Raw genomic sequence first — 23,952 nt, forward strand, 5'->3', positions numbered from 1 at the left:
CCCCCGGGCAAGTACGGCTCAGGCCAGGCCGTAGCTTTTCAGCAACGCGTCCGGGCGGGGCTCGCGGCCGCGGAAGGCCTTGAAGGAATCCAGCGCCGGCCGCGTGGCGCCTACCGCCAGCACTTCCTTGCGGAAACGCTCACCCGTGGCGCGGTCGAGCACGCCGGCCTCCTCGAAGGCCTCGAAGGCGTCCGCGGAAAGTACCTCCGCCCAGAGGTAGCTGTAGTAACCGGCCGAATATCCGCCGGCGAAGATATGCGTGAAGGCATGCGGGAAACGCTGCCAGGCCGGTGGATGGAGCACGGCGACCTCGCGACGGACCTCTTCCAGCACGTCGAGCGGGCGGGCCCCTCGGGACGGGTCGTACTCGAGGTGCAGGCGGAAGTCGAACAGGGCGAACTCCAACTGGCGGACGAGGAACAGGCCCGCGTGGAAGTGCCGGGCATCGAGCATGCGCTGGTAGAGGTCGTCCGGGAGCGGCTCCCCCGTTTCATAGTGCCTGGCGAACGAACGCAAGGCCTCCCGGTCCCAGGCGAAGTTCTCCATGAACTGGCTGGGCAGTTCCACGGCATCCCACTCCACGCCATCGATGCCGCCAACGGACGGGATATCCACCTCGGTCAGCATGTGATGCAGGCCGTGGCCGAATTCGTGGAACAAGGTCAGCACGTCGTCGTGCGTGAGCAACGCCGGCGCGCCGTCGGTGGGCGGCGGGAAATTGCAGGTGAGGAAGGCGATGGGCAACTGGAGGTGCCCGCCGTCGCGGAAACGCGAGGCGCACACGTCCATCCACGCGCCACCGCGCTTGCCCGAGCGGGCGTACAGGTCGAGGTAGGCGCCGGCGAATACCGTGCCGTCGGCATTCTTCAGGTCGTAGTACTTCACGTCCTTGTGCCACGTGTCGATATCGTCACGGGCGGCGAAACGGATACCGTAGAGCCGCTCGACCACCATGAAAAGGCCGTCGATGGCGGCCGAGGCGGGGAAGTACGGCTTGATCTGCTCCTCGTCGACGGCATAGCGCTGCTGGCGCAGGCGTTCGGCGGCGAAGGCGACATCCCACGGTTCGAGGTTGTCGATCTTCAATTCCTCGGTGGCGAAACGGCGCAGTTCGTCCAGTTCCTTGCGCGCCACCGGCCTCGCGCGGATCGCGAGATCGCGCAGGAACGACAGCACGGCATCGGGCGAGGTGGCCATCTTGGTGGCCAGCGATTCCTCGGCCGCGTTGGCGAAACCCAGCAGCTGGGCGGCCTCGTGCCGCAACGCGACGATCTTCTCGATGCGCGCCGAATTGTCGAACTTGCCCTTGTCGGGGCCCTGGTCGGATGCGCGAGTCTGGTAGGCGTAGTAGACCGCCTCCCGCAAGTCGCGGTTTTCCGCGTAGGTGAGCACCGCCTGCACGCTCGGCTGCTTGAGCGTCACCAGGAAGCCGTCGAGTTTTTCCTCGCGCGCATATTCACGAAGAACGGCACGACCCGACGCGGGAATGCCGGCGAGGTCCCGCTCGTCGGTGATGTGCTTGTGCCAGGCTTCGGTGGCATCGAGCACGGCGTTGGAGAATTCCGTCGTGAGCTTCGACAACTCGACGCCGATTTCACGGAAGCGGCTGCGCGCAGGTTCTTCCAGCGCCACGCCGGACAGGCGGAAATCGCGCAACGCATGCTCGACCGCGGCGCGGCTGGCGACGGGAAGGGCGGCGAAGTCGGGGCGGGCGGCCACCGCTTGCACGGCGGCATAGAGATCGCGGTTCTGGCCCACCTCGATCCCGTGATCCGTGAGCTTCTCCTCGGCGGCCCCATGAACCTTGCGCAGCGCCTCGGAATCGGCCACCGAATGCAGGTGGCTCACCGGCGCCCAGGCCCGTGCCATCGTCTGGTCCAGGCGTTCCTGGGCGAGGATCACGTGCTCGAAATCACGGACGCCGCCGGGTGCCGCGATCCGCTCGATGGCGGCGCGCTGCTCGGCGATCAAGGTGTCGATGGCCGGTTCGACATGTTCCGGCCGGATCGCCGAGAAAGCCGGCAAGCCGTTCGGGTCGAGAAGAGGGTTGGTGCTGGTATCCATCGGGTCTCCTTTCAGGCACCCAGCGTGGTGCCGTGGCCGGCCCAAATCAAGCGGCAGCGCGGCGTGGCGGCCCTGGGCGGGCGCCAATGGGCTCAAGCGAGGTAATCGTCCTTGAGACGGACGTAGTTGGCCGCCGAGTAGTACAGCTGCTCGACCTGGGAGTCGCTGAGCACGCGCACCATTCTTGCCGGATTTCCCAGCCACAGCTCGCGTTCGCCCACCACCTTGCCCGGGGAGATCAGCGCGCCGGCACCCACGAACGCATTCTTCTTCACCACCGCGCCATCCAGCACGGTGGCATGCATGCCGATCAGGCAGCCGTCCTCGACGGTGCAGGCGTGGATGACCGCGCCATGGCCGATGGTGACATCGGCGCCGATGATCGTCGGCAATCCCCCGGGGCTGTAGGGCCCGTCGTGGGTCACGTGGATGATGGCGCCATCCTGGAGGTTGCTGCGGGAGCCGATGCGAATGTGATGCACATCGCCACGTGCGACGGCGCCCGGCCAGATCGACACGTCATCGGCCAGTTCGACATCGCCAATGACCGTGGCGGCGGCATCGACGTAGACGCGGGCGCCAAGGCGCGGAAGGATTCCCTTGAAGGGCCTGATGGGGTTGTGCATGAGGCCATTGTACTTACATGAACGACCCACCCACGATGCGCCCATCGGCGTCGAGTTTGGGGAAGTAGCGGCTGTTGTTCTGGCGCATTTCCCGGGTGGACATCATGTCGGGGGTAACCAGGAGGACGTCCGGATAGGTCGCGCGGAATTGCTCCGGCGTCGGTTTCGTCGCGATGAAGGCGTCGAAGGCCTTCATGTCGGTGACGAAGCCGGCGACGGGCCGGGGCTGGGCGGCCGGCGCGGTCTGGCACGCGCTGAGGGCGGCACCGCCGAGAACGAGCAGGAAAAAGAGGGGAACGAGGCGATTCATGCGGGGCTCCTTGCCAGGTGGAGTGGCGATTATCGCCGCACGACTCGCGACGAAACATGAACCGGGTCCTGAATGGACGCCCTGCCCGGCGTCCGTCGCTGCCAGGGCTTACCCGAAGCGGCCACCCACGATGCGGCCCTGCTCGTCGATTCGGGCGAAGTATCGGCTGTTGTCCACCCGCCGCTCGTGCGTGGAGTAGCTGTTGGGCAGCTGCAGCTGAATGCACCCATAGGCCGCGCGGAACTGCTCCGGCGTCGGCTTGGCCGCGATAAACGCTTCGAACGTGCCCGTCTGCGTGATGCTGCAGTGCAGCGGGATACCTTGGTGGCCCTGAGCGCTCACGGCGATGGGGGCGGTCACCAACAGTGCGAGCGCGAGGGAACGGAGGGTCTTATTCATGATCAGGCTCCTTGCCTGTAAGAGGGGTTGCGCCAATGCCGGCGCGCCGACGACTATCGCCCGGCTTCCCCCTCCGCGGAATGAATTCGACTAGCCGTTACGCCGACGCATCGCGTCAGCCTTCGCCTCGTCTTCCGCGGTAACGACCTGCTGCTGCGCGTCGAGCTTCGCCCCGAGAATGATCAGGGTGTAGTTCGTCGGATCGAAGTCGCGCAGCAGGGCGATCTCGCGGCGCGCCTCCTCCAGCTGGCGGCGATTGATCTGCCGCTCGATTTCCTGCGAGGCGAACGGCAGGGTCTCGCGCAAGGCATCCAGCGCCGTCGCGTTCTGCGGATCCAGCTGGATGACACTGAGGTAATACTCGTAGGCATTATTGCCTTGTGGCGCCACCAGTCGGCCTTCACGCGTGGCCTGACGGGCGAGGCCGAGCAGGATATCGACGCCCGACGCATCGGCGTCGCCGGATTCGGTCTGCGCCGAGGAGGAGCCATCGGCCGCCATCCCCGCGTCGACACGGTGCATGCGCAGCGTCGCGAACGCCGCGGCCCCGGCGAGGGCCACGACAACGGCGCCGGTAAGGATGACCACGCGGCGGGGAAGCGCGGCCAGGTTGAACTTGGACATGGGGAAATCCGGGAGAACGACCCGCAACCAGGCCGACCCCCTGTGGCCGACCCCAACGGGCGTGACATCTTCCCGCCCGATTGTTGCAAATCGGTGGCGGTCGCCCCGCAGGAACTCCCGCGAAGCTCGCAGCCATGCGCTTGTCGCCATTGCATCGGGGATTCGCATCCCGCCTAATGCAGCCACCATCCGGGAAAGGAATGCGCCATGATCCTGTTTCTCGCCTTGCTCATCGGTATCGTCGCCGGCTATCGCGCCATGCTCGCCCCCGCGGCCGTCGCCTTCGCTGCCCGCTTCGGCGACCTGCATCTGGCCGGCACACCGCTCGCGTTCATGGGCTATGCCTGGACACCATGGATATTCGGCATCGCCGCCCTTGGCGAGCTGGTCGCCGACAAGCTGCCCACCACCCCCAGCCGCAAGATTCCCTTGCAATTCGGCACCCGGATCATCACGGGCGCGCTGAGCGGCGCCTGTGTCGGTGCCACCGACGAGAGCCTGGTCGGTGGCCTGGTCGCAGGCATCATCGGCGCGGTCCTCGGCACCTACGGTGGTTCGGCGGCCCGCGCGTGGATGGCCGCCAGATTCCACGGGGATCTCCCCGGCGCGATCATCGAGGACATTGTGACGATCGTGCTGGCCCTCGTCGTGGTCTTCCTGGTCTGACCGGTCAGAACTGAGCGTTGAGGTTCACGAAGTACTGGCGTGGCGCCCCGGCCATCAGGGTCTGGTTGTAGCCCTGCGGGTCGGACGCGACGTAGCCGTTGGTACCGGTCGAGGCGAAGTAGTGCTTGTCGAACAGGTTGGTGACGTTCAAGCCGATGCTGAGGCCCTTGAACGCCGAGACCGCGCCGAAGTCGTACGCGATGCCCGCGTCCGCCACCCAATAGGAAGGCACCGACGAGTCGTTGGTATAGGTGATGTAGCGGCGGCCGGTGTACTTGCCTTCCAGATTGGCGCGCCAACCGCCCATCTCGTAGCTCAGCGAGGTGGAGAACATCGTCTTCGGCACGCCGACGACGTACTTGTCGGCGGTGGGCACCGTGCCGGCGTTCTGGTAGTCGTCCTGGTACTGCGATTTGTTGTACGACAGCGAGTTGAGCCAGGTGAATCCGCGAATCGGCTTCCAGATGAAGGCGAGGTCCGCGCCACGGCTCTTCACGTCGCCCACGTTGTTCAACGAGGACGCGCAGGTGACGACGGCCGGGCAGGGCGTGGTCACCAGCAGGCGGTTTTCGAAGCGCGTATAGAACAAGCCGAGGGAAGCCTCGAAGGTTTCGCCGTGCGCGCGGTAGCCGACCTGCCAGGTCTGCGATTCCTCGGGCTTCAAGCGGCTCTTCGCCGCGTCAAAAGCCGCCTGTGAGGTGCTGAACGGCGTGATGCCGAAGGCGGACAGGTTCTTCGCATAGGAACCGTAGATGTCCTGGTTCTCGTCCAGGCGGTAATCGACGCCCGCCTGTGGCAGGAAACCCTTGCTCGCCTTCATGTCACCCTGGGCGAACGTCGTCGTCGGCACCAGGGACGTCGCGTCCGTGGTCACGCGCAGCGACTTCGCGCCGAAGTTCACGGTGAGCCGGTCGTCGAGCAAGTGGATGGTGTCTTCCGCGTAGGCCATGCGCGTCTTGGTTTCGTAGTGCTGCAGGAACGCGCGAAGGAACGGCTGCTGGTCGTTGTAGAACGTGTAAAGGGCGGTGTACTGGCCATCCAGCGTGAAGAAGTTGCGTTCCTGGTTCGTGTTGGCGTTCTCGCCCCATACGCCCAGTTCGATATCGTGGTTGTCCAGGCTGAACTTCAGCGCGGACGTGAGGCCATAGCGGTCCAGGCCGTAGTCGGTGGTGCGCATGGAAAGCGGCACGGTGGACGACGAGGCCTGGTAGGGCGTGGCCCACTGACCTTCGCCGCGGTCGGCGTGGTAGTACCCCGTGGCGTCGAGGGTGGCACCACCGAGGTTGAACGAACCCGACAGGCCGGCCAGGCCATCGCGGCGGATGCCGCCACCGGCGTAATACGTCGCGTCGCCCTTGCCGTAGTCCGCCGGCAGCGCGTCGAGCAGCGCGGGATATTGGCCCTTGCCGTTGAGCGCGTTGGCGATGCCGACGGCGGTGTTCCAGTCCGGCTGCAGGTAATCCCAGTCCCAGCCCAGCGCGCGCTGGCTGGTCAGGGACAGGTCCATGTAGTCGTATTCCTTGCGCTTGCTACCGTCCGCGAACAGGCTGATACGGTTACCGTCGCCCCACTGGTACACCGCCTTGAGGTTGGCCTGGTTCGACTTCTGGTCACCGAAACCTTTCCATTTGTCCGTGTCGGCATGCGCGAACGATACGTACATGGAGAAGCCGCCATGGTCGCCACTGTCCGCGCGCACATAGGTGCGGCTGGTCGAGTCGGAACCCATGACCTGGTTGAAGCGCACGCCCGGCTTGGCGTCCGGATCGGCGGAGAAGAACTGCACGGTGCCACCGAGATTGGTGTTGGAGGCGGTGCCCAGGGCACCGGCGCCCTGTGCCAGTTCCACCGTCGCGAGGTTTTCCGACGTGATGGCGCGGGTGACCTGAAGGCCATCGGTCACGCCGTAGCCCATCGTGCCGAGCGGGATACCGTCGAGCGTGAAACCCAGGCGGGACTGGTCGAAGCCATGCAGGGTGATCTGCGTGGACCACTCGTAGGCGCCCCACGGGTCGGCCGATTGGAATTGCACGCCCGGGAGCTTGTCCAATGCCTTCAGGGCGCTGCTGCCGGGGGTCTGCTGGCGCACGATCTCCTCGACGCCGATGCTCTGGATCTGTCGCGTTTCACCCGGTGCGATCACCGAAATCGCGTCCAGTTGTTTCGGAGTGTCACGAGCGTCCGTCGCGTCGGACGGGGCCGGAGCGGCCTTGTCGCCGTCGCCCACGGCGGCGTGCGCGAACCCGGCGTGCAGCGACAGGACGAGCGCGGTGGCGAGGGCGGTACGACGAAAGGAAATACAAACACGCGTCATCGGGGACGATCCATCGAAGGCAAGAGCCCGCGAGCGTGTGGCCCGCGCATGTAACGCTGCTTACTCCGGGATGACGGATGTTTGACTGTCGCCCGAAGCGTGACCGGGTCGACAACCGTTACGACTGAAACATTTGGACGTCCATCCTTCCGGTGGGTACAGTCGGGTTTCCCGTGCCGGAGCCCGCTCTCGGCAAGGCATGGATCGATCGCGTCCGCGGTGCCGTGATCGTCTCGTTGGGAGCCCGCCAGTTGCTCACACGCTGAAACGAGCCGGTCATCCGGCCGGCGCAGGCTCCACCTGCATGGAGGATCCGATGCGTTACCGAATCCGTTTCCTTGGGCCCGCGCTGGCGCTCCTCGCGGGCTGCGCTTCCACGACCGCTCCGGTCGCCGTCGCGCCGTCGATGGCACCCATCGCGGTGTCGTGCACGGAAGACGCGCTGAGCGAACAACCCTGTGTCGCGATGGCGCGGCAGAAGTGCAGCGCGCCGAGGGTCGACACCATCCGACTGGTCCTGGCGGCACCGGTGGCGTCGGCGGATGGAGCGGGAACGAAGCAGCGCTACGACTACCGCGCCACGTATAACTGCCCGGTCAACGTGACGAGCGCGGATGCGCCTTGAGCGCCGCGTTTTCGATGAGTCGATGTAACTGCCGGCACGCCGTCGGAAGCCGCGCTTCGTCCACGGTGGCAACCCCGAGCAAGAGGCCCGAGCGGCGGGGGCTGCCGGGACTGAACCACGGCGACAGCGGTACCGGCGCGAGCCCATGCACCCTTGCCTCCCGCGCCACATCGATATCCGGAACGAGGTCCGGCAGATACATGACGGCGCCCAGGCCGCCGATGTGCGCGCGATAGCCGTTCGCTTCCAATGCCACCTGTAGCGCGTGGCTCTTGGCGGAATAGATACGCTTCATGCGGCGTAGATGCCTCATGTAGTGCCCTTCCCGCATGAAGTCGGCGATCGCATGCTGGATCGCGGGACCCGGTGCCGATCCGAAGCACAGTGCCGCCTCGGTGAACGAACTCACCAGCCCCGCTGGGGCTACGATGAAGCCCAGCCTCAGCGTCGGGCTAATGGTCTTGCTGAACGAGCCCATGTGGATGACCCGGCCCTCGCGGTCCAGCGATGCCAGCGCCGGCGCGGCGCGGCGTTCGAGCTGAAGTTCGCCAAGGTAGTCGTCCTCGAGGATCCACGCGTCCGTGCGCGCCGCCCAGCCAAGCAACTCGATGCGCCTGGCCAACGACAGCGTGACTCCCAGGGGCGCCTGCTGGCCGGGCGTCACCAGGGCCAACGCCGCTCCGGGAGCCCGCTCGATGCCTTGGGAGACGTCGATGCCTTCGTCGTCCACGGGCACCGGCACGGGAACCAGCCGGGCGAGTTCGAGCGCCTTGCGGCTCTGGAAGAAGCCGGGATTCTCCATCCACGCCTCACGCCCTTCGACACCGAGCACCCTCAGCGCCGTGCCGAGCGCGCCGGCGAAACCGGCGGTGATGAAGACCTGCGAGGGGCGGCATTCGATGCCGCGCGCCAGCGCCAGGTGGGCGGCGATCTCGCGCCTGAGTTCGATCTCGCCGCGAGGATCGGGGTAGAGCGCCTGTGCGGCCGTCTCGGCGCGCACGGCATGGGCACGCAAACGGGCGAGCAGGCTGGTCGGGAAACCATCGGGTCCCGGCACGCCCATCTGGAACATGGCGGCGCCACCGAGCAGGTGCTGGTACAGCGCCGGCGGTGTCTCCGCCTCGCCTTGCGGAGCCGCTTCTCCCACGCTCACGGGGTGATCGGCGACGCGGGTACCGCCCGGTCGCGACGACACGATCACCTGTTCGTCGGCCAGGCGTTCATAGGCCGCCTTGACCGTACCCCGCGCCACGCCGAGTTGCGCCGCCAAGGCGAGCCATGACGGAAGCCGGGCGCCGGGCGCGAGCGCACCGCTGCCGATCGCCGCCAGGATGCCCGCGCGAATCTGTTCCGTCAGGGTAGCCGGGACGGAACGGTCGATCCGGATGTGCAGGGCCGATGCCATGCCTCATGGTACATCCAGATACGCGTTTTCTGGTTCTTTTCGATGACCTGAAGCAGGCGCACGATAGCGTTCTGATTCAGGAGTCGATCATGAGAACGAAGCGTCTTCTTGCAGCGCTACTGACCGGCGACACACCCCTCACCACCCCGCACGAATAGGTTCCGTCATGTCACAACGCATCGATTACACGAAGGTTTCGCCGAACGGCGTGAAAGCGCTCGGCGGTGTCTATGGCTATGTGGCGCAGTCGGGGCTGGATGCCCGGCTGGTCGACCTCGTCTACCTGCGGGTGAGCCAGATCAACGGCTGCGCCTATTGCCTCGACATGCATACCCGCGACCTGATCAAGAAGGGCGTTCCGATCGAGAAGTTGGCGCTTCTGCAAGCATGGCGCGAAACGGGTGCGCTGTTCGACACCCGCGAACAGGCGGCCCTGGCCTGGGCCGAATCGGTGACCCAAGTCGCGCGAACAGGCGTGCCCGACACGGATTTCCAGGCGGCGGCGCGCGTGTTCAGTGAGAAAGAGCTGGTCGACCTGACCTTGGCCATCGGCTTGATGAACACCTACAACCGACTCGCGATCAGCTTTCGCAACACGCCGGAAGCGGTCCGCGCAGCCGAAGGCTGAGCGGGCCGTCGAAGATCACGCGAGGAACGGTTCGCCCTGGACTCAGAAGCGCTGCCGCAACGCGTTGTAGACGGGATCGGTGTCGGGGCGCGTACCGTGCCAGCGCTCGAAAGCGTCGGCCGCCTGCTCCACCAGCATGCCCAGGCCGTCACGGAAGTAACGAGCGCCCGCGGCGGTCGCCCAACCCTTGAAGCTGGCCGCCGCGGCGCCGTAGCAAAGGTCGTAGCAGGTGGAATGATCCTGCAGGATCGACATCGGCAGGTCGAACGAGCCGCCGGTGACGCCGATCGAGGTGGCGTTGACGACGAGGTCGAAGCATTCGCCATCCAGGCCGTCCCAATAACGCGTGTGGCAGCGCGCGGGATCGCCGATCGCGTCGGCCAGCTGGTCGGCACGCTCCGGCGTGCGGTTGACGATGGTCAGCGTCTGCACGCCGGCGTCCAACAAGGCCCAGGCCACGGCCTTGGCCGCGCCACCGGCACCCAGCAGGAGGGCGTCGTGGCCACGCAGGTCGAGCGAGTGACGCTCGGTGATGTCACGGACGAAGCCGCTGCCGTCCGTGTTGTGGGCATGCAGCTTGCCGCCCACCAGGGGTGTGAGGGTGTTGGCGGCGCCGACGCGGGCGGCCGCCTCGCTGTGCTCGCTGGCCAGGATGAAGGCTGCTTCCTTGTGGGGAAGAGTCACGTTGGCGCCCAGGCCGCCGTCGGCGAAGAAACGGCGTACGGCGGCGGCGAAGTCGCCAGGGGTCGCGTCGACGGTCTCGTAGCTCAGGCGGATACCGAGTTGCGCGGCAAAGGCCTTGTGGATCTCCGGGGACAGCGAATGCGCGATCGGATGACCGAACACGGCGTAACGGTGCGCTTCAGCGCTCATGGATTCTCCTGGCACGGCGCCGGAACACCCTGTCCGGCGAAAGGATTCTAACAACGTGCCGCCCCCCGGTCGCGGTCCGTGAGACGGCGGCGGCCCAGGCTTCCTCCATCGCCATTCCCATGCCTGGAGTACGCCATGCACGACACGCTCTCGCCGCGCCGCCAGCGCGCCCTCATCGCCCTGGCCTGGCTGGCCGCGGGCGCCCTGCTGCTCCTGTTGACCCCGCTGTCGGGGCATAGCGAGACGCTGGGCTGGACCCCCGCCTTCTGGTTGCTGTTGGCCCCGGCGAGCGTCCTGGTGGCGATGAAGCCAAGCCTGCCGATGACATTGCTGATGGCGTTGTTTCGCCGGTGAGGCCGCGGATCAGGCCTGGATGCCGAGGCGCTTGAGTTCGAGGCGGCGCAGGAACTCCTGCATGATCCGCAGGTAGAGGTCCTCGCCGAGGTACGCGTCCTCGACCCCCGCGTCGATCGACGGATTGTCGTTGACCTCGATCACCACCGGGCGCTCGCCGACCTGCTTGAGGTCCACCCCGTAGAGGCCATCGCCGATGGTCTGGGTGGCCTTGAGCGCCAGCTTCACGACCTCGGCGGGCGCGTCCCGCACGGGCACGGTGCGGAAACCGCCGGATTTCGCGGTGCCCTTGGCGCCGTGGTTGTAGATCTGCCAGTGGCCGCGCGACATGAAGTACTGGCATGCGTACAGCGGCTCGTGGTTGAGCACGCCGATGCGCCAGTCGAACTCCGTATAGAGATATTCCTGCGCGATCAGCAGCGCGCTGTGCGAGAACAGTTCGCCGGCCGCCTTCTCCAACGCCTCGCGGGTTTCCACCTTCACCACGCCACGCGAGAACGAGCCGTCCGGGATCTTCAGCACGATGGGCAGGCCCAGACGCTCGTGCAGGTCGCGCAGGCGCTTGGGATCGTCGCGGTAGAGGATTTCCGTGATCGGCGTGGCCAGCTTGCGCGAGACCATCATGTCGTTCAGGAAGATCTTGTTGGTGCAGCGGAGGATCGACGTGGGATCGTCCATCACCACCATGCCTTCCTTCTCCGCACGATGGGCGAAGCGATAGGTATGGTTGTCGCTGGCGGTGGTTTCGCGGATGAAGAGGCCGTCGTATTCGGCGAGCCGCTGGTAATCGTTCTTGCCGATCGGATCGACTTCCATGCCCAGGTGCTTGCCGGCCTCGATGAACTGCTTCAACGCCTTCTTGTTCGACGGCGGCATCTGTTCGTTCGGGTCGACCAGCATGGCGATGTCGTAACGGAAGCGGCGGCGCGCACGCGGCTTTCGCCAGAGCTTGCGCGAGAACTTCTCCAGCGCCAGGGCGAAGGAATCCTCCTGGGCGTCGTCCAGCGTGTGCAGGCCGACCGCCTTGATCGCGGAGACCTGCCAGACCCGGTCACGCTCGAACTCGATGCGCATCAGCGGGCAAGGGAACATGTCGAACACCTGCCTCGCAAGATCCTGCAGGTCGCCGTAGGAGGTCTCGCCGAAGTAGACGAGCACGCCGAAGTCGGTGGTGTCGCGCCCGCCGGCCGGCAGGAACTTGGCCAGCTTCTGGTTGAGGTCGTCGATGTCCAGGCCATAAAGCGAACGGCGGCGCAGGTCGTTCACGGTGCGCACGGACGGTATGACCTTGTGCCCGCGCGCCTCCGCCAGCAGCGACACGTAGTAGCCGGTACCCAGGTATTTGTAGTTGCGGCACAGGTTGATGACCTGGGTGCGCTCGTCGTCGCCACCCACCGGCTGACGGAGGTAATCCATGGCGGTGACCACATCGGCGGACGGGTAATACGAGCCCCAGTCCGAGGCTTTCTCCACGACGATGACGAGCCGGCTCATGAGACCTCGACAGACGGCAACTCCGTTCACTCGACCCCGCCCGGGGCCGATCGTTCGCCGGTGCCGCAGTGTGTGCCCGCGATGGTGCGACACACAAGCGGGACCGTCGACGCACGTCCGGAAGGATTCATGAAAAAGTCATTGATCCATGCCGACCCGAGGTCTACAGTGCCGCGCTTGCTTCGCCCCGCTCGGCCCGCGAGCCGTCCTCCACCCGCGCCGGAGTCCCCAAAGCGCATGCAGCCACCCCCGGTCACCGCCTCGGTACGTGTACGCCGCGCCGAAGTGAGCGATCTCGACGACCTGGTCGCGCTCGAGGAATCGAGCTTCGCGCAGGACCGCCTGAGTCGTGCCCAGTATCGCAAGCACCTCGACAGCGAAAGCGCGTTGGTGCTCGTCGCCAGTGCCAACCATCGCCGCTTCCTCGGCACGGCCGTGGTGTTCTTCCGCAGGGGCACGACCGTCGCACGGCTGTATTCCATCGCGACCACGCCACAGGCCCAGGGCAAGGGCGTGGGCTCCGCGTTGATCCATGCGTCGGAAAACGCCGCACGCGGACACGGTTGCCGGTCGCTTCGCCTGGAGGTGCGCAAGGACAACGCGGTGGCCATCCGTCTTTACGAACGGCTGGGCTACGCGCGGATCGGCGAATACGCGAACTACTACGCCGACGGCGCGGACGCCTTCCGTTTCGAAAAGCTGCTTTGAGCGGACCCGAGGCTATACTGGCCTCCGTTTCCGGGGAATCGCCCATGCGCCGACTCATCTTGCCGCTTGCCCTCGCCTCCATCGTCACCGCACTGTCCGGTTGCGGCCAGAAGGGGCCGTTGTTCATGCCCCCGCCGCCCGCCGCTTCGGCCACCGCCAAGCCGCAGACGGGCGCGCACCCGGCCGCCAGCTCGACGTCGCTCGCCCCGCCGCCGGCCAGCAGCACGCGCACGCCGTTCAATTCGGTCATCCACCAGTAGTCCGTGATGCCTTCCCGTTTCACCAAGATGCATGGGATCGGCAACGACTTCGCGATCGTCGACTGGCGCGAGGATGCGCCACGCACCCCCAACGCGGCACGCGTGGCCGCGTTGGCCGACCGGCATACGGGCATCGGCTTCGACCAGCTGATCAGCATCGAGCCCGCACGCGATCCCTCCTGCGCCTATTACTACGGGATCTGGAACGCCGACGGTTCGCCTTCCGGGCAATGCGGCAACGGCGTCCGCTGCGTGGCCGCGTGGCTGTACCGCGACGGCGCCATCGAGCGCGACACCGACGTTCGCCTGGAGAGTCCTTCCGGCCCGGTCACCGTACGCGTGATCGACGAGGGCAGGGTGGTGGTCGACATGGGTGAGCCGGACTTCAACCCCTCCGCCATTCCGCTCGACCGGCCCGCGCATGCCGTCTACACGCTCGCGATCGATGGCGAAGACGTGAGCTTCGGCGCGGTCTCCATGGGCAACCCACACGCGGTGGTGTTCGTGGACGATGTGAACGACCCGCGCGTGGACACGCTCGGGCCGTTGCTCACGAACCACCCGGCCTTCCCGCACGGTGCGAACGTGGGTTTCGCCGAGCGCCTGGGCCCGGACCGCATCCGCCTGCGCGTGCACGAACGGGGCAGCGGCTGGACCCGCGCCTGCGGCACGGGTGCCTGCGCCGCCGCCGCCGTGGCGCAATCCCTGGGCCTTGCCGCGCCCACCGTCGATGTGGAACTGCCCGGCGGCACGCTGACCATCGAGTGGCACGGTCCTGGCCATACCTTGTGGATGACCGGCCCCGCCGCCTTCGTCTTCGAAGGCGAGGTGTGACGTTCGCGCGCGAACGGGGCACACTGCGACACATGCAGCACTTCGAGGAAGAAACGACATGACCGACTCCGCGATCGACGGCGATATCAAGCCAGCCACCGTGGCGTCCTACCTGCGACGGCATCCGGACTTCCTCGTCGGCTATCCCGAACTCGCCAACGAACTGGTGCTGCCCAGCGCGAACGGTCCCGCCGCTTCGCTCGCCGTGCACCAGCTGCGCGGCTTGCGCGAGAAGAACGCCGAACTGGAAACACGGCTCAAGGAATTGACGGCGGTCGCCGCCGACAACGAGAAGCTGATGCGCCGCGTGCACGGCCTGATGCTCGCGCTGCTGGGCGCCAGCGACGTCGAGGACACCGTGAGGCACGTGGTGCGCCGCCTGACCGAGGATTTCCAGTCCGAGCGGGTGCGCCTGGTCTTCTTCGGCGACCTCGCCGGGCTGCCCGACGAGCCCTGGCTGCTGCGCGAGCCGCACGGTGCCTCGGGCCTGCCCGAGTTCGCCTCGTTCCTGGAACACGGCGATCCCGTCGCGGGCCGCCTGGCGCCCGACAAGCTGCACCGCCTGTTCGGCGATACCGCGCCGGAGGTTCGTTCCGCCGCGCTGATGCGGATCGGCAAGGATGGGCTGCTCGCCATCGGAAGCGCCGATCCCGACCGGTTCCACCCCGGCATGGGCACGCTGTTCCTCGACATGATCTCGACCACCGTCGGCTCGGCCATCGAACGGGCCCGGAAGGCGGCGTGAACCCGCGCGAGGCCATCGAGGCCTTCCTGCGCCACTTCGCCGCCGAGCGCGCACCCTCGGCGCATACCCTGGCGGCGTACCGGCGCGACCTGGGTAAATTGCTGGAATTCATGGAAGCCGAAGGCCTGGACAGCTTCGACCGCCTGGGTCCGGACCGCATGCGCTCGATGATCGCGCGCCTGCATCGACCCTTGCGCGGCAAGGACGGGCGCGAGACGAAAGGCCTGGAGCCGAACAGCATCCAGCGACTGCTCTCCGCCTGCCGCAGTCTGTTCCGCTACCTCAGCCGGGAAGGCAAGCTCGACCACGATCCCGCCGCTGGCGTGCGCGGGCCGAAGGTGCGCCGCAAGCTGCCCCAGGTGCTCGATGCGGACGAGGCGAAGGAACTGGTCGAAACCAACCTCGGCGGAACACTGGCGCCACGCGACACGGCGATGATGGAGCTGTTCTATTCCAGCGGCCTGCGCCTGTCGGAGCTTTGCGGCCTGCACTGGGGCGACCTCGACCTCGACGATGGCCAGGTGCGCGTGCTCGGCAAGGGCAACAAGACACGCATCCTTCCGGTGGGGCGGTATGCGGTGGCCGCGCTCAGGGCCCTGGCCGCCCTCGGCGGAGCCGGTCCGGAGCTGCCGGTGTTCAAGGGCCGCGGCGGGGCGCCCATCGGCGCCCGCGCCATTCAACTTCGCCTGGCCAAGCTGTCCAGCGGCCAAGCCAAGCGCGTGCACCCCCACATGCTGCGGCACACCTTCGCCAGCCACATGCTGGAATCCTCGGGCGATCTTCGTTCGGTCCAGGAACTGCTCGGCCACGCCGACATCGCCACCACCCAGATCTACACCCACCTGGATTTCCAGCATCTGGCGAAGGTGTACGACGCGGCCCATCCACGGGCGAAGCGGAAGGGCTGAAGGCCCCGGTGTCCGGCGACGCCAGCCGGCCCGTACTTGCGACACCCCCGGCCGGCCCCCACCTCAGGCGTCTCCCCCAAGGAACGCACTATGGAACCGATGCATGCCACGACCATCGTCTGCGTCCGCCGCGACGGCAAGGTCGTCATCGGCAGTGACGGACAGGTCACCCTCGGCAATACCGTCATGAAAGCCAACGCGCGCAAGGTGCGCCGCCTCGGCAAGGGCGACGTCCTGGCCGGGTTCGCCGGCGCCACGGCCGATGCCTTCACCCTGTTCGAATTGTTCGAGGAAAAGCTGGTCAAGCACGGCGGCAACCTCACCCGTTCCGCGGTGGAGATGGCCAAGGAGTGGCGCACCGACCGTCGCCTGGGCCGCCTCGAGGCCATGCTGGCCGTCGCCGACAAGGAATCCTCACTGCTGATCTCCGGCAACGGCGACGTGCTCGAACCGGAGCACGGCCTCATCGCCATCGGCTCCGGCGGCCCCTACGCCCAGTCCGCCGCCCTGGCCCTGATGGAGAATACCGGGCTGGATGCGCGCACGATCGTGGAAAAAGCGCTCAAGATCGCCGGTGATATCTGCATCTACACCAACCACAATTATTCGATCGAAGAGCTCTGACCGATGTCCGAACTGACTCCCCGCGAGATCGTCAACGAACTGGACCGCTATATCGTCGGCCAGCACGACGCCAAGCGCGCCGTGGCCATCGCGCTGCGTAACCGCTGGCGCCGCATGCAGCTCGAACCGGGCATGCGCGACGAAGTCACGCCGAAGAACATCCTCATGATCGGCCCGACCGGCGTCGGCAAGACCGAGATCGCCCGTCGCCTCGCCACGCTCGCCAACGCGCCCTTCGTGAAGGTCGAAGCGACGAAGTTCACCGAAGTGGGCTATGTCGGCAAGGACGTGGAATCGATCATCCGCGATCTGGCGGACGTCTCGTACAAGCTGGTGCGCGACCATGCCAAGGGCCGGGTGCGTAGCCAGGCCGAGGACGCCGCCGAGGACCGCTTGCTCGATGCCCTGCTGCCGCGACGCCAGTCCAGCGGGTGGGACGACACGGGCAGCAATGTCACCGCGATCGACAGCGACACCCGGCAGAAGCTGCGCAAACAGCTGCGCGAAGGCGCCCTCGACGACCGCGAGATCGAACTGGATTTCGCCATGAACGTCGGCGTGGAAATCATGACGCCCCCGGGCATGGAGGAAATGAGCCAGCAGCTGGGCAAGATGTTCCAGAACCTCGGCGGACAGAAGTCGCAGAAGCGCAAGATGAGCATCCGCCAGGCGCGTCCGATCCTGGTCGAGGAAGAGGCCGGCAAGCTGCTCAACGACGACGAACTGCGCAGCCACGCGGTGGACAGTGCCGAGCAGAACGGCATCGTCTTCATCGACGAGATCGACAAGGTCGCCCAGCGCTCGGAGTGGGGCGGTGCCGGCGTGAGTCGCGAAGGCGTGCAGCGCGACCTGCTGCCGCTGGTCGAGGGCTCCACCGTCTCGACCAAGTACGGCTCGATCAAGACCGACCACATCCTGTTCATCGCCTCCGGTGCGTTCTCGCTGGCCAAGCCGTCGGACCTGATCCCTGAATTACAGGGCCGCCTGCCGATCCGGGTGGAGTTGAACGCGCTCTCGGTCGACGACTTCAAGCGCATCCTGCGCGAGCCGAACAATGCCCTGACCAAGCAATATGTTGCACTGCTCAATACCGAGGGCGTGATCCTCGACTTCACCGAGACGGGCATCGATCGCCTGGCCGACGTGGCCTTCCAGGTCAACGAACGGACCGAAAACATCGGTGCCCGCCGCCTGCACACGGTGATGGAACGCCTGCTGGAGAAGATCTCCTTCGAAGCGGCGGACAAATCCGGCGAAAAATACGTGATCGACGCCGATTATGTCGATAAAAACCTGGCCTCGCTGGTCCAGGACGAGGATTTGAGCCGTTACATCCTCTGAACATCGGGGGCCTCCCCCTCTGCTAAACTATTGACGTATATGGGCAAGGTTATTCATCTCAAAACCAACGGCCAGCGAGCGAACCTGCGCGAAGCGCAGGACAACCAGCAGCTGGTACGTCTATGGCGCGACGAACTCGAACACGGCAGCTTCTGCGGCTACGTGGGCGGTGTCGGCCGCGAGTTCTTCCTGCTCTGGGTCGTCGGCGATGGCGTCAGCTATGACGGCATGTACATCATGCGGCACCGCGACATCTCCGAATTCGAGGCGCCGGACAAGCACGCCGGCTTCCTGGAGAAGGCGCTCGCGATGAAGGGCATCCGCCCGACGCCGCCGGCGGACTTCCCCCTCGACGACATCGCCCAGGTCGTACAGGCCGCGGCGGCGCACGCGCCGGTCATCGGCGTGCACGTCGACAGCGAGGACGAGTCCGAGGTCTGCTACATCGGCCGCGTGGTCAGCGTGGAAGACGAAGGCTTCAACATGCAGGAGATCACTCCCGACGCGGAGTGGCTGCGCGAGCCCTCGTTCTTCTCCTGGGACGAAGTCTCCACGGTGAGCATGGAAGACGCCTACGCGACCGCGCTCCTGGCTGTCGCCGGCGATCCGCCGCCGCTGGAACAGGGCACGGGCGACGGCTTCGGCCGCGCGCCCTGATCCTATGCAGCCACCGCTCGCATAAGTGTGGGAGCCGCTTCGGCGGCGAAAGGGTGCTCGCGACCACGCCGGATGCCCTTCGTTCCAGGCAGGCATCGCCGACAAGTCGTCTCCCACACCATGTCGGCTCCCACAAGAAGCTTTAAGCTCGGCTCCCCGCTCCATTCCAAGGCCATCGGCCCATGTCCCGCCCGCGTCCCCTCGACATCGTCCTGCACTCGGCCTCGCGCATCCTCGAGGTGGCTTTCGACAACGGCGAGCGCTTCCGTCTTCCCTGTGAATACCTGCGTGTGAACTCGCCCAGCGCCGAGGTGCAAGGTCACGGGCCGGGCCAGAAGATCCTGGTCTCCGGCAAGCGCGACGTCGGCATCACCGCGCTCGAACCCACCGGCCACTACGGCGTGTTGATCCGCTTCGACGACGGCCACGCCAGCGGCATCTTCGGCTGGGACACGCTCTACGACCTCGGCCGGGCCTACGACACGGCATGGCCCGCTTATCTCGCCGAACTCGACGCCAAAGGCCTGTCCCGGTAAGGGAAAGCATGCGCATGAAAGCAACATGCGCGTGCAAGGCGTATATTTGCGCGCCATCCCGCATCCACCAGCGAACACCGGACGTTCCGCGATTCCTACTCCGGAGCAAACCAGCATGACGCGAATCGTCGTCGTCGGCAGCATCAACATGGACCTGGTCACCCTCGCGCCGCGCTTTCCCGGCCCGGGCGAGACGCTCACCGGCGACCGGTTCCTCACGATCCCCGGAGGCAAGGGCGCGAACCAGGCGGTAGCCGCCGCGCGGCTCGGTGCCTCGGTATCGATGGTCGGCTGCGTCGGCGACGATGCCTTCGGCAAGCAACTGTATGACGGCCTGGTCGCCGAGGGCATCGATGTCCGCCACGTCGCCCGCATCGATGGCATCGGCAGCGGCACGGCGTCGATCACCGTCGCCGGCGGCGAGAACAACATCGTCGTGGTACCCGCCGCCAACGGGCGCGTCACCCCCGCCCAGGTCGAGGCGGCGCGCGAACTCATTCGCGGTGCCGACGCGGTACTGGTCCAACTCGAAATTCCGCTGGACGCCGTCGAGGCCACCTTGCGCATCGCGCGGGAAGAAGGCGCTCCGGTCATTCTCAATCCCGCTCCCGCCCAGCGTCTGCCGGTCGAATGGTTGTCGCATGTGCGCTTCCTCACGCCGAACCAGCACGAGCTCGCCACGGTGCTCGGCGCGGAAGGCGAATCCGATTTCCGCGATCTCATGCGTCGCGCACCCTGCCCGGTCGTGTTGACCCGCGGCGAGGACGGCGCGTGGTTCCGCGACAAGGACGACGAGCCCCGGCACCAGCCGGGCTTCAAGGTCGACGCCGTGGATAGCACGGGCGCCGGTGACACCTTCAACGCCGCATTGGCGGTGCACCTGGCCGAAGGCCTCGACATGGCGGTGCGCAAGGCATGCGCCGCCGCGGCGATCGCCGTTTCCCGCCTGGGCGCGCAGGACGGCATGCCACGCGCCGATGAACTCGCGGCATTCCTGGAGACACATCGATGAGACGTAGCGGCCTGCTGCACGCTGAGCTCAACCGCATCATCGCCGCGATGGGGCATACCGACACGCTGGTGATCGCCGACGTGGGACTGCCGGTGCCTCGCGGCGTGCCCTGTATCGACCTCGCGGTACTGCCGGGCACGCCCTCCTTCGCGACGGTATTCGACGCGGTATACGCGGAACTCGCCGTCGAACGCGTCACCGTGGCGCGCGAGATCCATGAAAGGAATCCCGCGCTCGTCGCGCTGTCGCGCCGCCTCGCCGGCGACGGCCTCGCGGTCGAAGAGTTGTCGCACGACGACCTCAAGCAGGCGACCGCGCGTGCGGTGGCCGTGGTTCGTACCGGCGAGACCTCGCCCTATGCGAACGTGATCCTGCACGCCGGCGTCACGTTCTGATGAGCGCGCCCCTGATCAGGATGCAAGACATCCACAAGGCCTTCGGCCCGGTGAAGGTGCTCGAAGGCGTGGCCTTCGAACTGCTGCCGGGCGAAGTGCATGCGCTGATGGGCGAGAACGGCGCGGGCAAGTCGACCTTGATGAAGATCCTCACCGGGATCTACGCACCGGACTCCGGCAGCATCGAGGTGGACGGCAAGCCGGCGTCGATCACCACGCCCGCGGATGCCGAGAAATACGGCATCGCCATCATCCACCAGGAACTCAACCTGATTCCCGCGCTCAGCATCGCGGACAACCTCTTCCTCGGCCGCGAGATCCAGCGCTTCGGCCTGCTCGACCACCGCGCGATGACCAAGCGCGCGATGGAGTGGCTGGCCCGCGTCGGCATGGAACGTCTCGACCCGGGCACCTTGATCGAACGCTTGTCCGTCGGCCAGCAGCAGATGGTCGAGATCGCCCGCGCCCTCGGCCAGAACGCGCGCGTGCTGATCATGGACGAGCCGACCGCGGCGCTGACGGAACACGAGACCAACACGCTGTTCAAGCTCATCCGTGACCTGCGCGCACAGGGCACGGGCATCGTCTACGTGTCGCACCGCATGGAAGAGATCTTCGCCTTGTGCGATCGCATCTCGGTGCTGCGCGACGGCCATTTCGTCGGCACGCGCCCGGTCCCCGGCCTGGCTTTCGACGAGGTGGTGAAGATGATGGTCGGGCGCACGCTCGACGCGCGCTTCCCTTCGCGCACACCGAACATCCGCGAGGTGCGCCTGAAGGTCGAACACGTGACCGGTGGCATGGTGAAGGACGTGAGCTTCGACCTGCATTCGGGCGAAGTGCTCGGCGTGGCCGGCCTGCTCGGCGCCGGCCGCACCGAACTGGCGCGCCTGCTGTTCGGCCTCGACAAGCTCAGCGAAGGCACGGTCACGCTCGACGGCAAGGTGGTGACGCCGAAGTCACCGAACGAGGCGATCCACTCCGGCTTCGGTTTCGTCACCGAGGATCGCAAGGCCCAGGGACTGGTGCTCGGCATGAGCCTGCGCGAGAACGTCAGCCTTCCGCGCGTACCGGCGCATGCGGGCCTCGTCGATCGTCCGGGCGAGAAGAAACAGACGCGCGGCCTGATCGACGCATTGAAGATCCGCACGCGCGACATGGAACTCGACGTGCGCGCCCTTTCCGGCGGCAACCAACAGAAGGTCGTCCTGGCCAAGTGGCTGGCGTTGAAGCCACGCGTGCTGATCCTCGACGAGCCCACCCGCGGCGTCGACGTCGGCGGCAAGGCCGAGATCTATCACATCATCAATCAACTCGCGGAGCAGGGCGTGGCCATCCTCATGATTTCCTCGGAACTGCCGGAGGTGCTCGCGATGAGCGACCGCATCCTGGTCATGCACGAGGGCCGCGCGACGGCCCTGCTCGACGCCCACGGTGCCACCCAGGAAACCGTGATGACCGCCGCGACCGGAGGCAAGTGACATGACTCTCCAACTCGACTGGAGCCGCGCCACGACGCTCCTGCAACGCCTCGGTTCCGTGATCGGACTGATCCTGCTCTTCATCGCGCTGTCGATCATGAGCCCGGACTTCCTCACCACGGGCAACCTGCTCACGGTGTTGCGCCAGGTGTCGATCAACGCGCTGATCGCCTTCGGCATGACCTTCGTGATCCTCGCCGGCGGCATCGACCTGTCGGTCGGCGCCATCCTCGCCCTCACGGGCGCGGTCACGGCCGGCCTCATGGCCGCGGGCCACGGCATGGTGCTGTCGGCCGGTGCGGGCTTGCTGCTCGGCCTCGTGCTCGGCATGGTCAACGGCGCCCTGGTGTCGTGGGGCAGGGTCGCTCCATTCATCGCGACGTTGGGCACGATGACCCTCCTGCGCGGTGTCACCCTTTCGTATACGCAAGGCAGCCCGATTCCCGTCACCAATCCCGGTTTCGCGCTGCTCGGCGGAGGCTACGTGGCGAACCTGATCCCGTTGCCGGTGATCTGGATGTTCGTCGCGTTCGTGCTTTGCGGCTTCCTGCTGCGTGGCACGGTGTTCGGTCGGCATGTGATCGCGATCGGCGGCAACGAGGAAGCGGCGCGGTTGTCGGGCGTGCGCCTGTCGCCGATGAAGCTGGCCATCTACGGCCTCTCGGGCCTGCTATCCGCCTTCGCCGGCATCGTGCTCACCTCGCGCCTGTATTCCGCGCAAGCCACCGCGGGTGCCGGCTACGAGCTGGACGCCATCGCCGCGGTCGTACTCGGCGGCACCAGCCTCTCCGGTGGCCGGGGCTGGCTCTTCGGCACCCTGGTCGGCGCGCTGCTGATCGGCTTCCTGAACAACGGTCTCAACCTGCTCGGCGTAAGCTCCTTCTACCAGCAGGTGGTGAAGGGCATCGTCATCCTGATCGCCGTCCTGCTCGACAGGCGGCAGTAATAACAACGAGGGAACACACCATGCGCAAACTGACATTCCTCGCCGCGGCCGCGGCAACGCTTCTCGCGGCCTGCTCGCAACAAGGTCCGGGCGAATCCGCTCCGGCCGCCGGTGCGACCGCCGGCGGCGCCGCGCCCTCGGGCACTCCGGTGGTCGGCCTCGCGCTGTCCACGCAGAACAACCCGTTCTTCGTCGAACTCAAGGACGGCGCCCAGAAGGCCGCCAAGGACGCCGGCGTGCAACTCGTCGTGGTCGACGCGCAAGACGATCCGGCGCGCCAGATCTCAAGCGTGGAAGACCTGATCCAGAAGCGCGTCTCGGTGATCCTGCTCAATCCCACCGATTCGTCGGCCCTGGCCGGTGCGGTGCAGTCCGCACAGCGTGCGAACATCCCGGTGGTCACGCTCGACCGCGGCGTCGATGGCGCCGAAGTCGCTTCGCATATCGCTTCGGACAACGTCGCCGGCGGCAAGATGGCCGCCGATTACCTGGACAAGGCGCTGGGTGGCAAGGGCAACATCATCGAGTTGCAGGGCGTGGCCGGTACTTCGGCGGCACGCGAGCGCGGCAAGGGCTTCGACGACGCGATCGCTACCACCGGCATGAAGATCGTCGCACAGCAGCCGGCCAACTTCGATCGCGCGCAAGGCCTTTCGGTGAGCGAGAACCTGCTCCAGGGAAACAGCGACGTGCAGGCGATCTTCGCCCAGAACGACGAAATGGCCCTGGGCGCGGTGCAGGCCCTGGCCGGCAAGAACAAGAAGGTGCTGGTCGTCGGCTTCGACGGCACGCCGGACGGCAAGGCCGCCGTGCAGAGCGGCGCGATGGCCGCCACTGTCGCCCAGCAGCCGGAAGAGATCGGCAAGCTCGGCGTCGAAACGGCGAAGAAGCTCATCGACAAGCAACCGGTCGAGAAGTCGATCGCCGTGCCGTTGAAGCTCCTCACGAAGGAATAAGCGGGTTGACTGAAAAGGCCGGGCCACCGCGAGGTGGCCCGGCCTTTTTTCCATGCGTCCGCTTCGCGGGAATCGCCGCTGAAGCGGCTCCCACAATAGCGCCGTGTCCATGCTGGGTGGGAGCCGGCCTTGTCGGCGATCCCGCGGCAGCGAATCAGGTTACGGCA

The 23,952-nt window shown here is 66.5% G+C and carries 27 protein-coding genes; 18 read left to right on the plus strand and 9 right to left on the minus strand.

Translation table 11 applies throughout. The features are described from left to right. Positions 1–18 precede the first annotated feature (18 nt). The 5 genes from ACR9ZJ_RS07435 to ACR9ZJ_RS07455 form a co-directional block, all read right to left on the minus strand. Positions 19–2,064, minus strand: a complete 2,046-nt coding sequence (locus tag ACR9ZJ_RS07435; protein ID WP_481287381.1) for a M3 family metallopeptidase — start codon at positions 2,062–2,064, stop codon at positions 19–21. A 92-nt stretch (positions 2,065–2,156) separates the two neighbouring features. Beyond that, positions 2,157–2,690 (minus strand): gamma carbonic anhydrase family protein, encoded by a 534-nt coding sequence (locus tag ACR9ZJ_RS07440; RefSeq protein WP_481287382.1) that lies wholly within the window; start codon positions 2,688–2,690, stop codon positions 2,157–2,159. Positions 2,691–2,703: 13 nt separating this feature from the next. Then, positions 2,704–3,000 carry a hypothetical protein gene (locus tag ACR9ZJ_RS07445; RefSeq protein WP_481282067.1) on the minus strand — a complete coding sequence of 99 codons (297 nt, stop codon included), beginning with the start codon at positions 2,998–3,000 and terminating at the stop codon, positions 2,704–2,706. Between the two features lie 108 nt (positions 3,001–3,108). Continuing rightward, on the minus strand, positions 3,109–3,399 hold the full coding sequence (locus ACR9ZJ_RS07450; RefSeq protein WP_481287383.1) for a hypothetical protein: 291 nt from the start codon (positions 3,397–3,399) through the stop codon (positions 3,109–3,111). A gap of 90 nt (positions 3,400–3,489) precedes the next feature. Continuing rightward, on the minus strand, positions 3,490–4,023 hold the full coding sequence (locus ACR9ZJ_RS07455; RefSeq protein ID WP_481282065.1) for an energy transducer TonB: 534 nt from the start codon (positions 4,021–4,023) through the stop codon (positions 3,490–3,492). Between the two features lie 207 nt (positions 4,024–4,230). On the opposite strand from ACR9ZJ_RS07455, the gene ACR9ZJ_RS07460 reads away from it, so the two are divergent. Continuing rightward, positions 4,231–4,689 carry a DUF4126 family protein gene (locus tag ACR9ZJ_RS07460; protein WP_481287384.1) on the plus strand — a complete coding sequence of 153 codons (459 nt, stop codon included), beginning with the start codon at positions 4,231–4,233 and terminating at the stop codon, positions 4,687–4,689. A gap of 4 nt (positions 4,690–4,693) precedes the next feature. On the opposite strand, the gene ACR9ZJ_RS07465 is transcribed toward ACR9ZJ_RS07460, so the two are convergent. Further along, positions 4,694–7,003 (minus strand): TonB-dependent receptor, encoded by a 2,310-nt coding sequence (locus ACR9ZJ_RS07465; RefSeq protein ID WP_481287385.1) that lies wholly within the window; start codon positions 7,001–7,003, stop codon positions 4,694–4,696. Positions 7,004–7,319: 316 nt separating this feature from the next. On the opposite strand from ACR9ZJ_RS07465, the gene ACR9ZJ_RS07470 reads away from it, so the two are divergent. Beyond that, positions 7,320–7,628 carry a hypothetical protein gene (locus tag ACR9ZJ_RS07470; RefSeq protein WP_481287386.1) on the plus strand — a complete coding sequence of 103 codons (309 nt, stop codon included), beginning with the start codon at positions 7,320–7,322 and terminating at the stop codon, positions 7,626–7,628. Here ACR9ZJ_RS07470 and pdxR read toward each other — a convergent pair. Then, positions 7,600–9,033, minus strand: a complete 1,434-nt coding sequence (pdxR, locus tag ACR9ZJ_RS07475) for a MocR-like pyridoxine biosynthesis transcription factor PdxR (protein WP_481287387.1) — start codon at positions 9,031–9,033, stop codon at positions 7,600–7,602. The genes ACR9ZJ_RS07470 and pdxR overlap by 29 nt on opposite strands. 166 nt (positions 9,034–9,199) lie before the next feature. Between pdxR and ACR9ZJ_RS07480 the strand changes: the two genes are divergently transcribed. Beyond that, the gene (locus tag ACR9ZJ_RS07480; RefSeq protein WP_481287388.1) at positions 9,200–9,661 is read left to right on the plus strand and encodes a carboxymuconolactone decarboxylase family protein; all 462 of its coding nucleotides are present in this window, start codon (positions 9,200–9,202) and stop codon (positions 9,659–9,661) included. A gap of 42 nt (positions 9,662–9,703) precedes the next feature. Here the strand turns inward: ACR9ZJ_RS07480 and aroE are convergent, their stop codons facing one another. Further along, the gene (aroE, locus tag ACR9ZJ_RS07485) at positions 9,704–10,534 is read right to left on the minus strand and encodes a shikimate dehydrogenase (protein WP_481287389.1); all 831 of its coding nucleotides are present in this window, start codon (positions 10,532–10,534) and stop codon (positions 9,704–9,706) included. Between the two features lie 135 nt (positions 10,535–10,669). Between aroE and ACR9ZJ_RS07490 the strand changes: the two genes are divergently transcribed. Then, positions 10,670–10,888, plus strand: coding sequence for a hypothetical protein (locus ACR9ZJ_RS07490; RefSeq protein ID WP_481282058.1), 219 nt, complete (start codon positions 10,670–10,672; stop codon positions 10,886–10,888). Between the two features lie 9 nt (positions 10,889–10,897). Here the strand turns inward: ACR9ZJ_RS07490 and ACR9ZJ_RS07495 are convergent, their stop codons facing one another. Then, positions 10,898–12,382: a RimK family protein gene (locus tag ACR9ZJ_RS07495; protein WP_481287390.1), complete on the minus strand. Its 1,485-nt coding sequence runs from the start codon at positions 12,380–12,382 to the stop codon at positions 10,898–10,900. A 237-nt stretch (positions 12,383–12,619) separates the two neighbouring features. On the opposite strand from ACR9ZJ_RS07495, the gene ACR9ZJ_RS07500 reads away from it, so the two are divergent. From ACR9ZJ_RS07500 to rbsB, 14 genes are all read left to right on the plus strand, one after another. Next, positions 12,620–13,090, plus strand: coding sequence for a GNAT family N-acetyltransferase (locus ACR9ZJ_RS07500; RefSeq protein WP_481282056.1), 471 nt, complete (start codon positions 12,620–12,622; stop codon positions 13,088–13,090). A gap of 44 nt (positions 13,091–13,134) precedes the next feature. Beyond that, the gene (gene lptM, locus ACR9ZJ_RS07505) at positions 13,135–13,350 is read left to right on the plus strand and encodes an LPS translocon maturation chaperone LptM (RefSeq protein WP_481282055.1); all 216 of its coding nucleotides are present in this window, start codon (positions 13,135–13,137) and stop codon (positions 13,348–13,350) included. A 6-nt stretch (positions 13,351–13,356) separates the two neighbouring features. Then, a complete protein-coding gene (gene dapF / locus ACR9ZJ_RS07510; protein ID WP_481282054.1) occupies positions 13,357–14,184 on the plus strand; it encodes a diaminopimelate epimerase in 828 nt (275 codons plus the stop codon). A 58-nt stretch (positions 14,185–14,242) separates the two neighbouring features. After that, the gene (locus tag ACR9ZJ_RS07515; RefSeq protein ID WP_481282053.1) at positions 14,243–14,929 is read left to right on the plus strand and encodes a DUF484 family protein; all 687 of its coding nucleotides are present in this window, start codon (positions 14,243–14,245) and stop codon (positions 14,927–14,929) included. Continuing rightward, entirely contained in the window at positions 14,926–15,837 is a 912-nt protein-coding gene (locus tag ACR9ZJ_RS07520; RefSeq protein ID WP_481282052.1) for a tyrosine recombinase XerC, read from the plus strand. Before ACR9ZJ_RS07515 ends, ACR9ZJ_RS07520 begins: the two co-directional genes overlap by 4 nt. Before the next feature lie 90 nt (positions 15,838–15,927). Beyond that, positions 15,928–16,461: an ATP-dependent protease subunit HslV gene (gene hslV, locus ACR9ZJ_RS07525; RefSeq protein WP_481282051.1), complete on the plus strand. Its 534-nt coding sequence runs from the start codon at positions 15,928–15,930 to the stop codon at positions 16,459–16,461. Positions 16,462–16,464: 3 nt separating this feature from the next. Next, positions 16,465–17,802, plus strand: coding sequence for an ATP-dependent protease ATPase subunit HslU (gene hslU, locus ACR9ZJ_RS07530; protein WP_481287391.1), 1,338 nt, complete (start codon positions 16,465–16,467; stop codon positions 17,800–17,802). A 39-nt stretch (positions 17,803–17,841) separates the two neighbouring features. Then, positions 17,842–18,459 (plus strand): hypothetical protein, encoded by a 618-nt coding sequence (locus ACR9ZJ_RS07535; protein WP_371024389.1) that lies wholly within the window; start codon positions 17,842–17,844, stop codon positions 18,457–18,459. Between the two features lie 182 nt (positions 18,460–18,641). Continuing rightward, a complete protein-coding gene (locus tag ACR9ZJ_RS07540; RefSeq protein WP_481282049.1) occupies positions 18,642–18,995 on the plus strand; it encodes a gamma-butyrobetaine hydroxylase family protein in 354 nt (117 codons plus the stop codon). 115 nt (positions 18,996–19,110) lie between these two features. Further along, positions 19,111–20,007: a ribokinase gene (rbsK, locus tag ACR9ZJ_RS07545; RefSeq protein ID WP_481287392.1), complete on the plus strand. Its 897-nt coding sequence runs from the start codon at positions 19,111–19,113 to the stop codon at positions 20,005–20,007. Further along, positions 20,004–20,402 carry a D-ribose pyranase gene (gene rbsD, locus ACR9ZJ_RS07550; RefSeq protein WP_481287393.1) on the plus strand — a complete coding sequence of 133 codons (399 nt, stop codon included), beginning with the start codon at positions 20,004–20,006 and terminating at the stop codon, positions 20,400–20,402. The genes rbsK and rbsD overlap by 4 nt, the downstream gene beginning before the upstream one ends. Further along, positions 20,402–21,883 (plus strand): sugar ABC transporter ATP-binding protein, encoded by a 1,482-nt coding sequence (locus tag ACR9ZJ_RS07555; protein ID WP_481287394.1) that lies wholly within the window; start codon positions 20,402–20,404, stop codon positions 21,881–21,883. The genes rbsD and ACR9ZJ_RS07555 overlap by 1 nt, the downstream gene beginning before the upstream one ends. A gap of 1 nt (position 21,884) precedes the next feature. Next, positions 21,885–22,829, plus strand: a complete 945-nt coding sequence (locus tag ACR9ZJ_RS07560; RefSeq protein WP_481287395.1) for an ABC transporter permease — start codon at positions 21,885–21,887, stop codon at positions 22,827–22,829. Between the two features lie 20 nt (positions 22,830–22,849). Further along, a complete protein-coding gene (gene rbsB, locus ACR9ZJ_RS07565; RefSeq protein WP_481287396.1) occupies positions 22,850–23,785 on the plus strand; it encodes a ribose ABC transporter substrate-binding protein RbsB in 936 nt (311 codons plus the stop codon). Positions 23,786–23,952 lie beyond the last annotated feature (167 nt).

The organism is Luteibacter sp. KNZ12-1A, assembly GCF_056755675.1.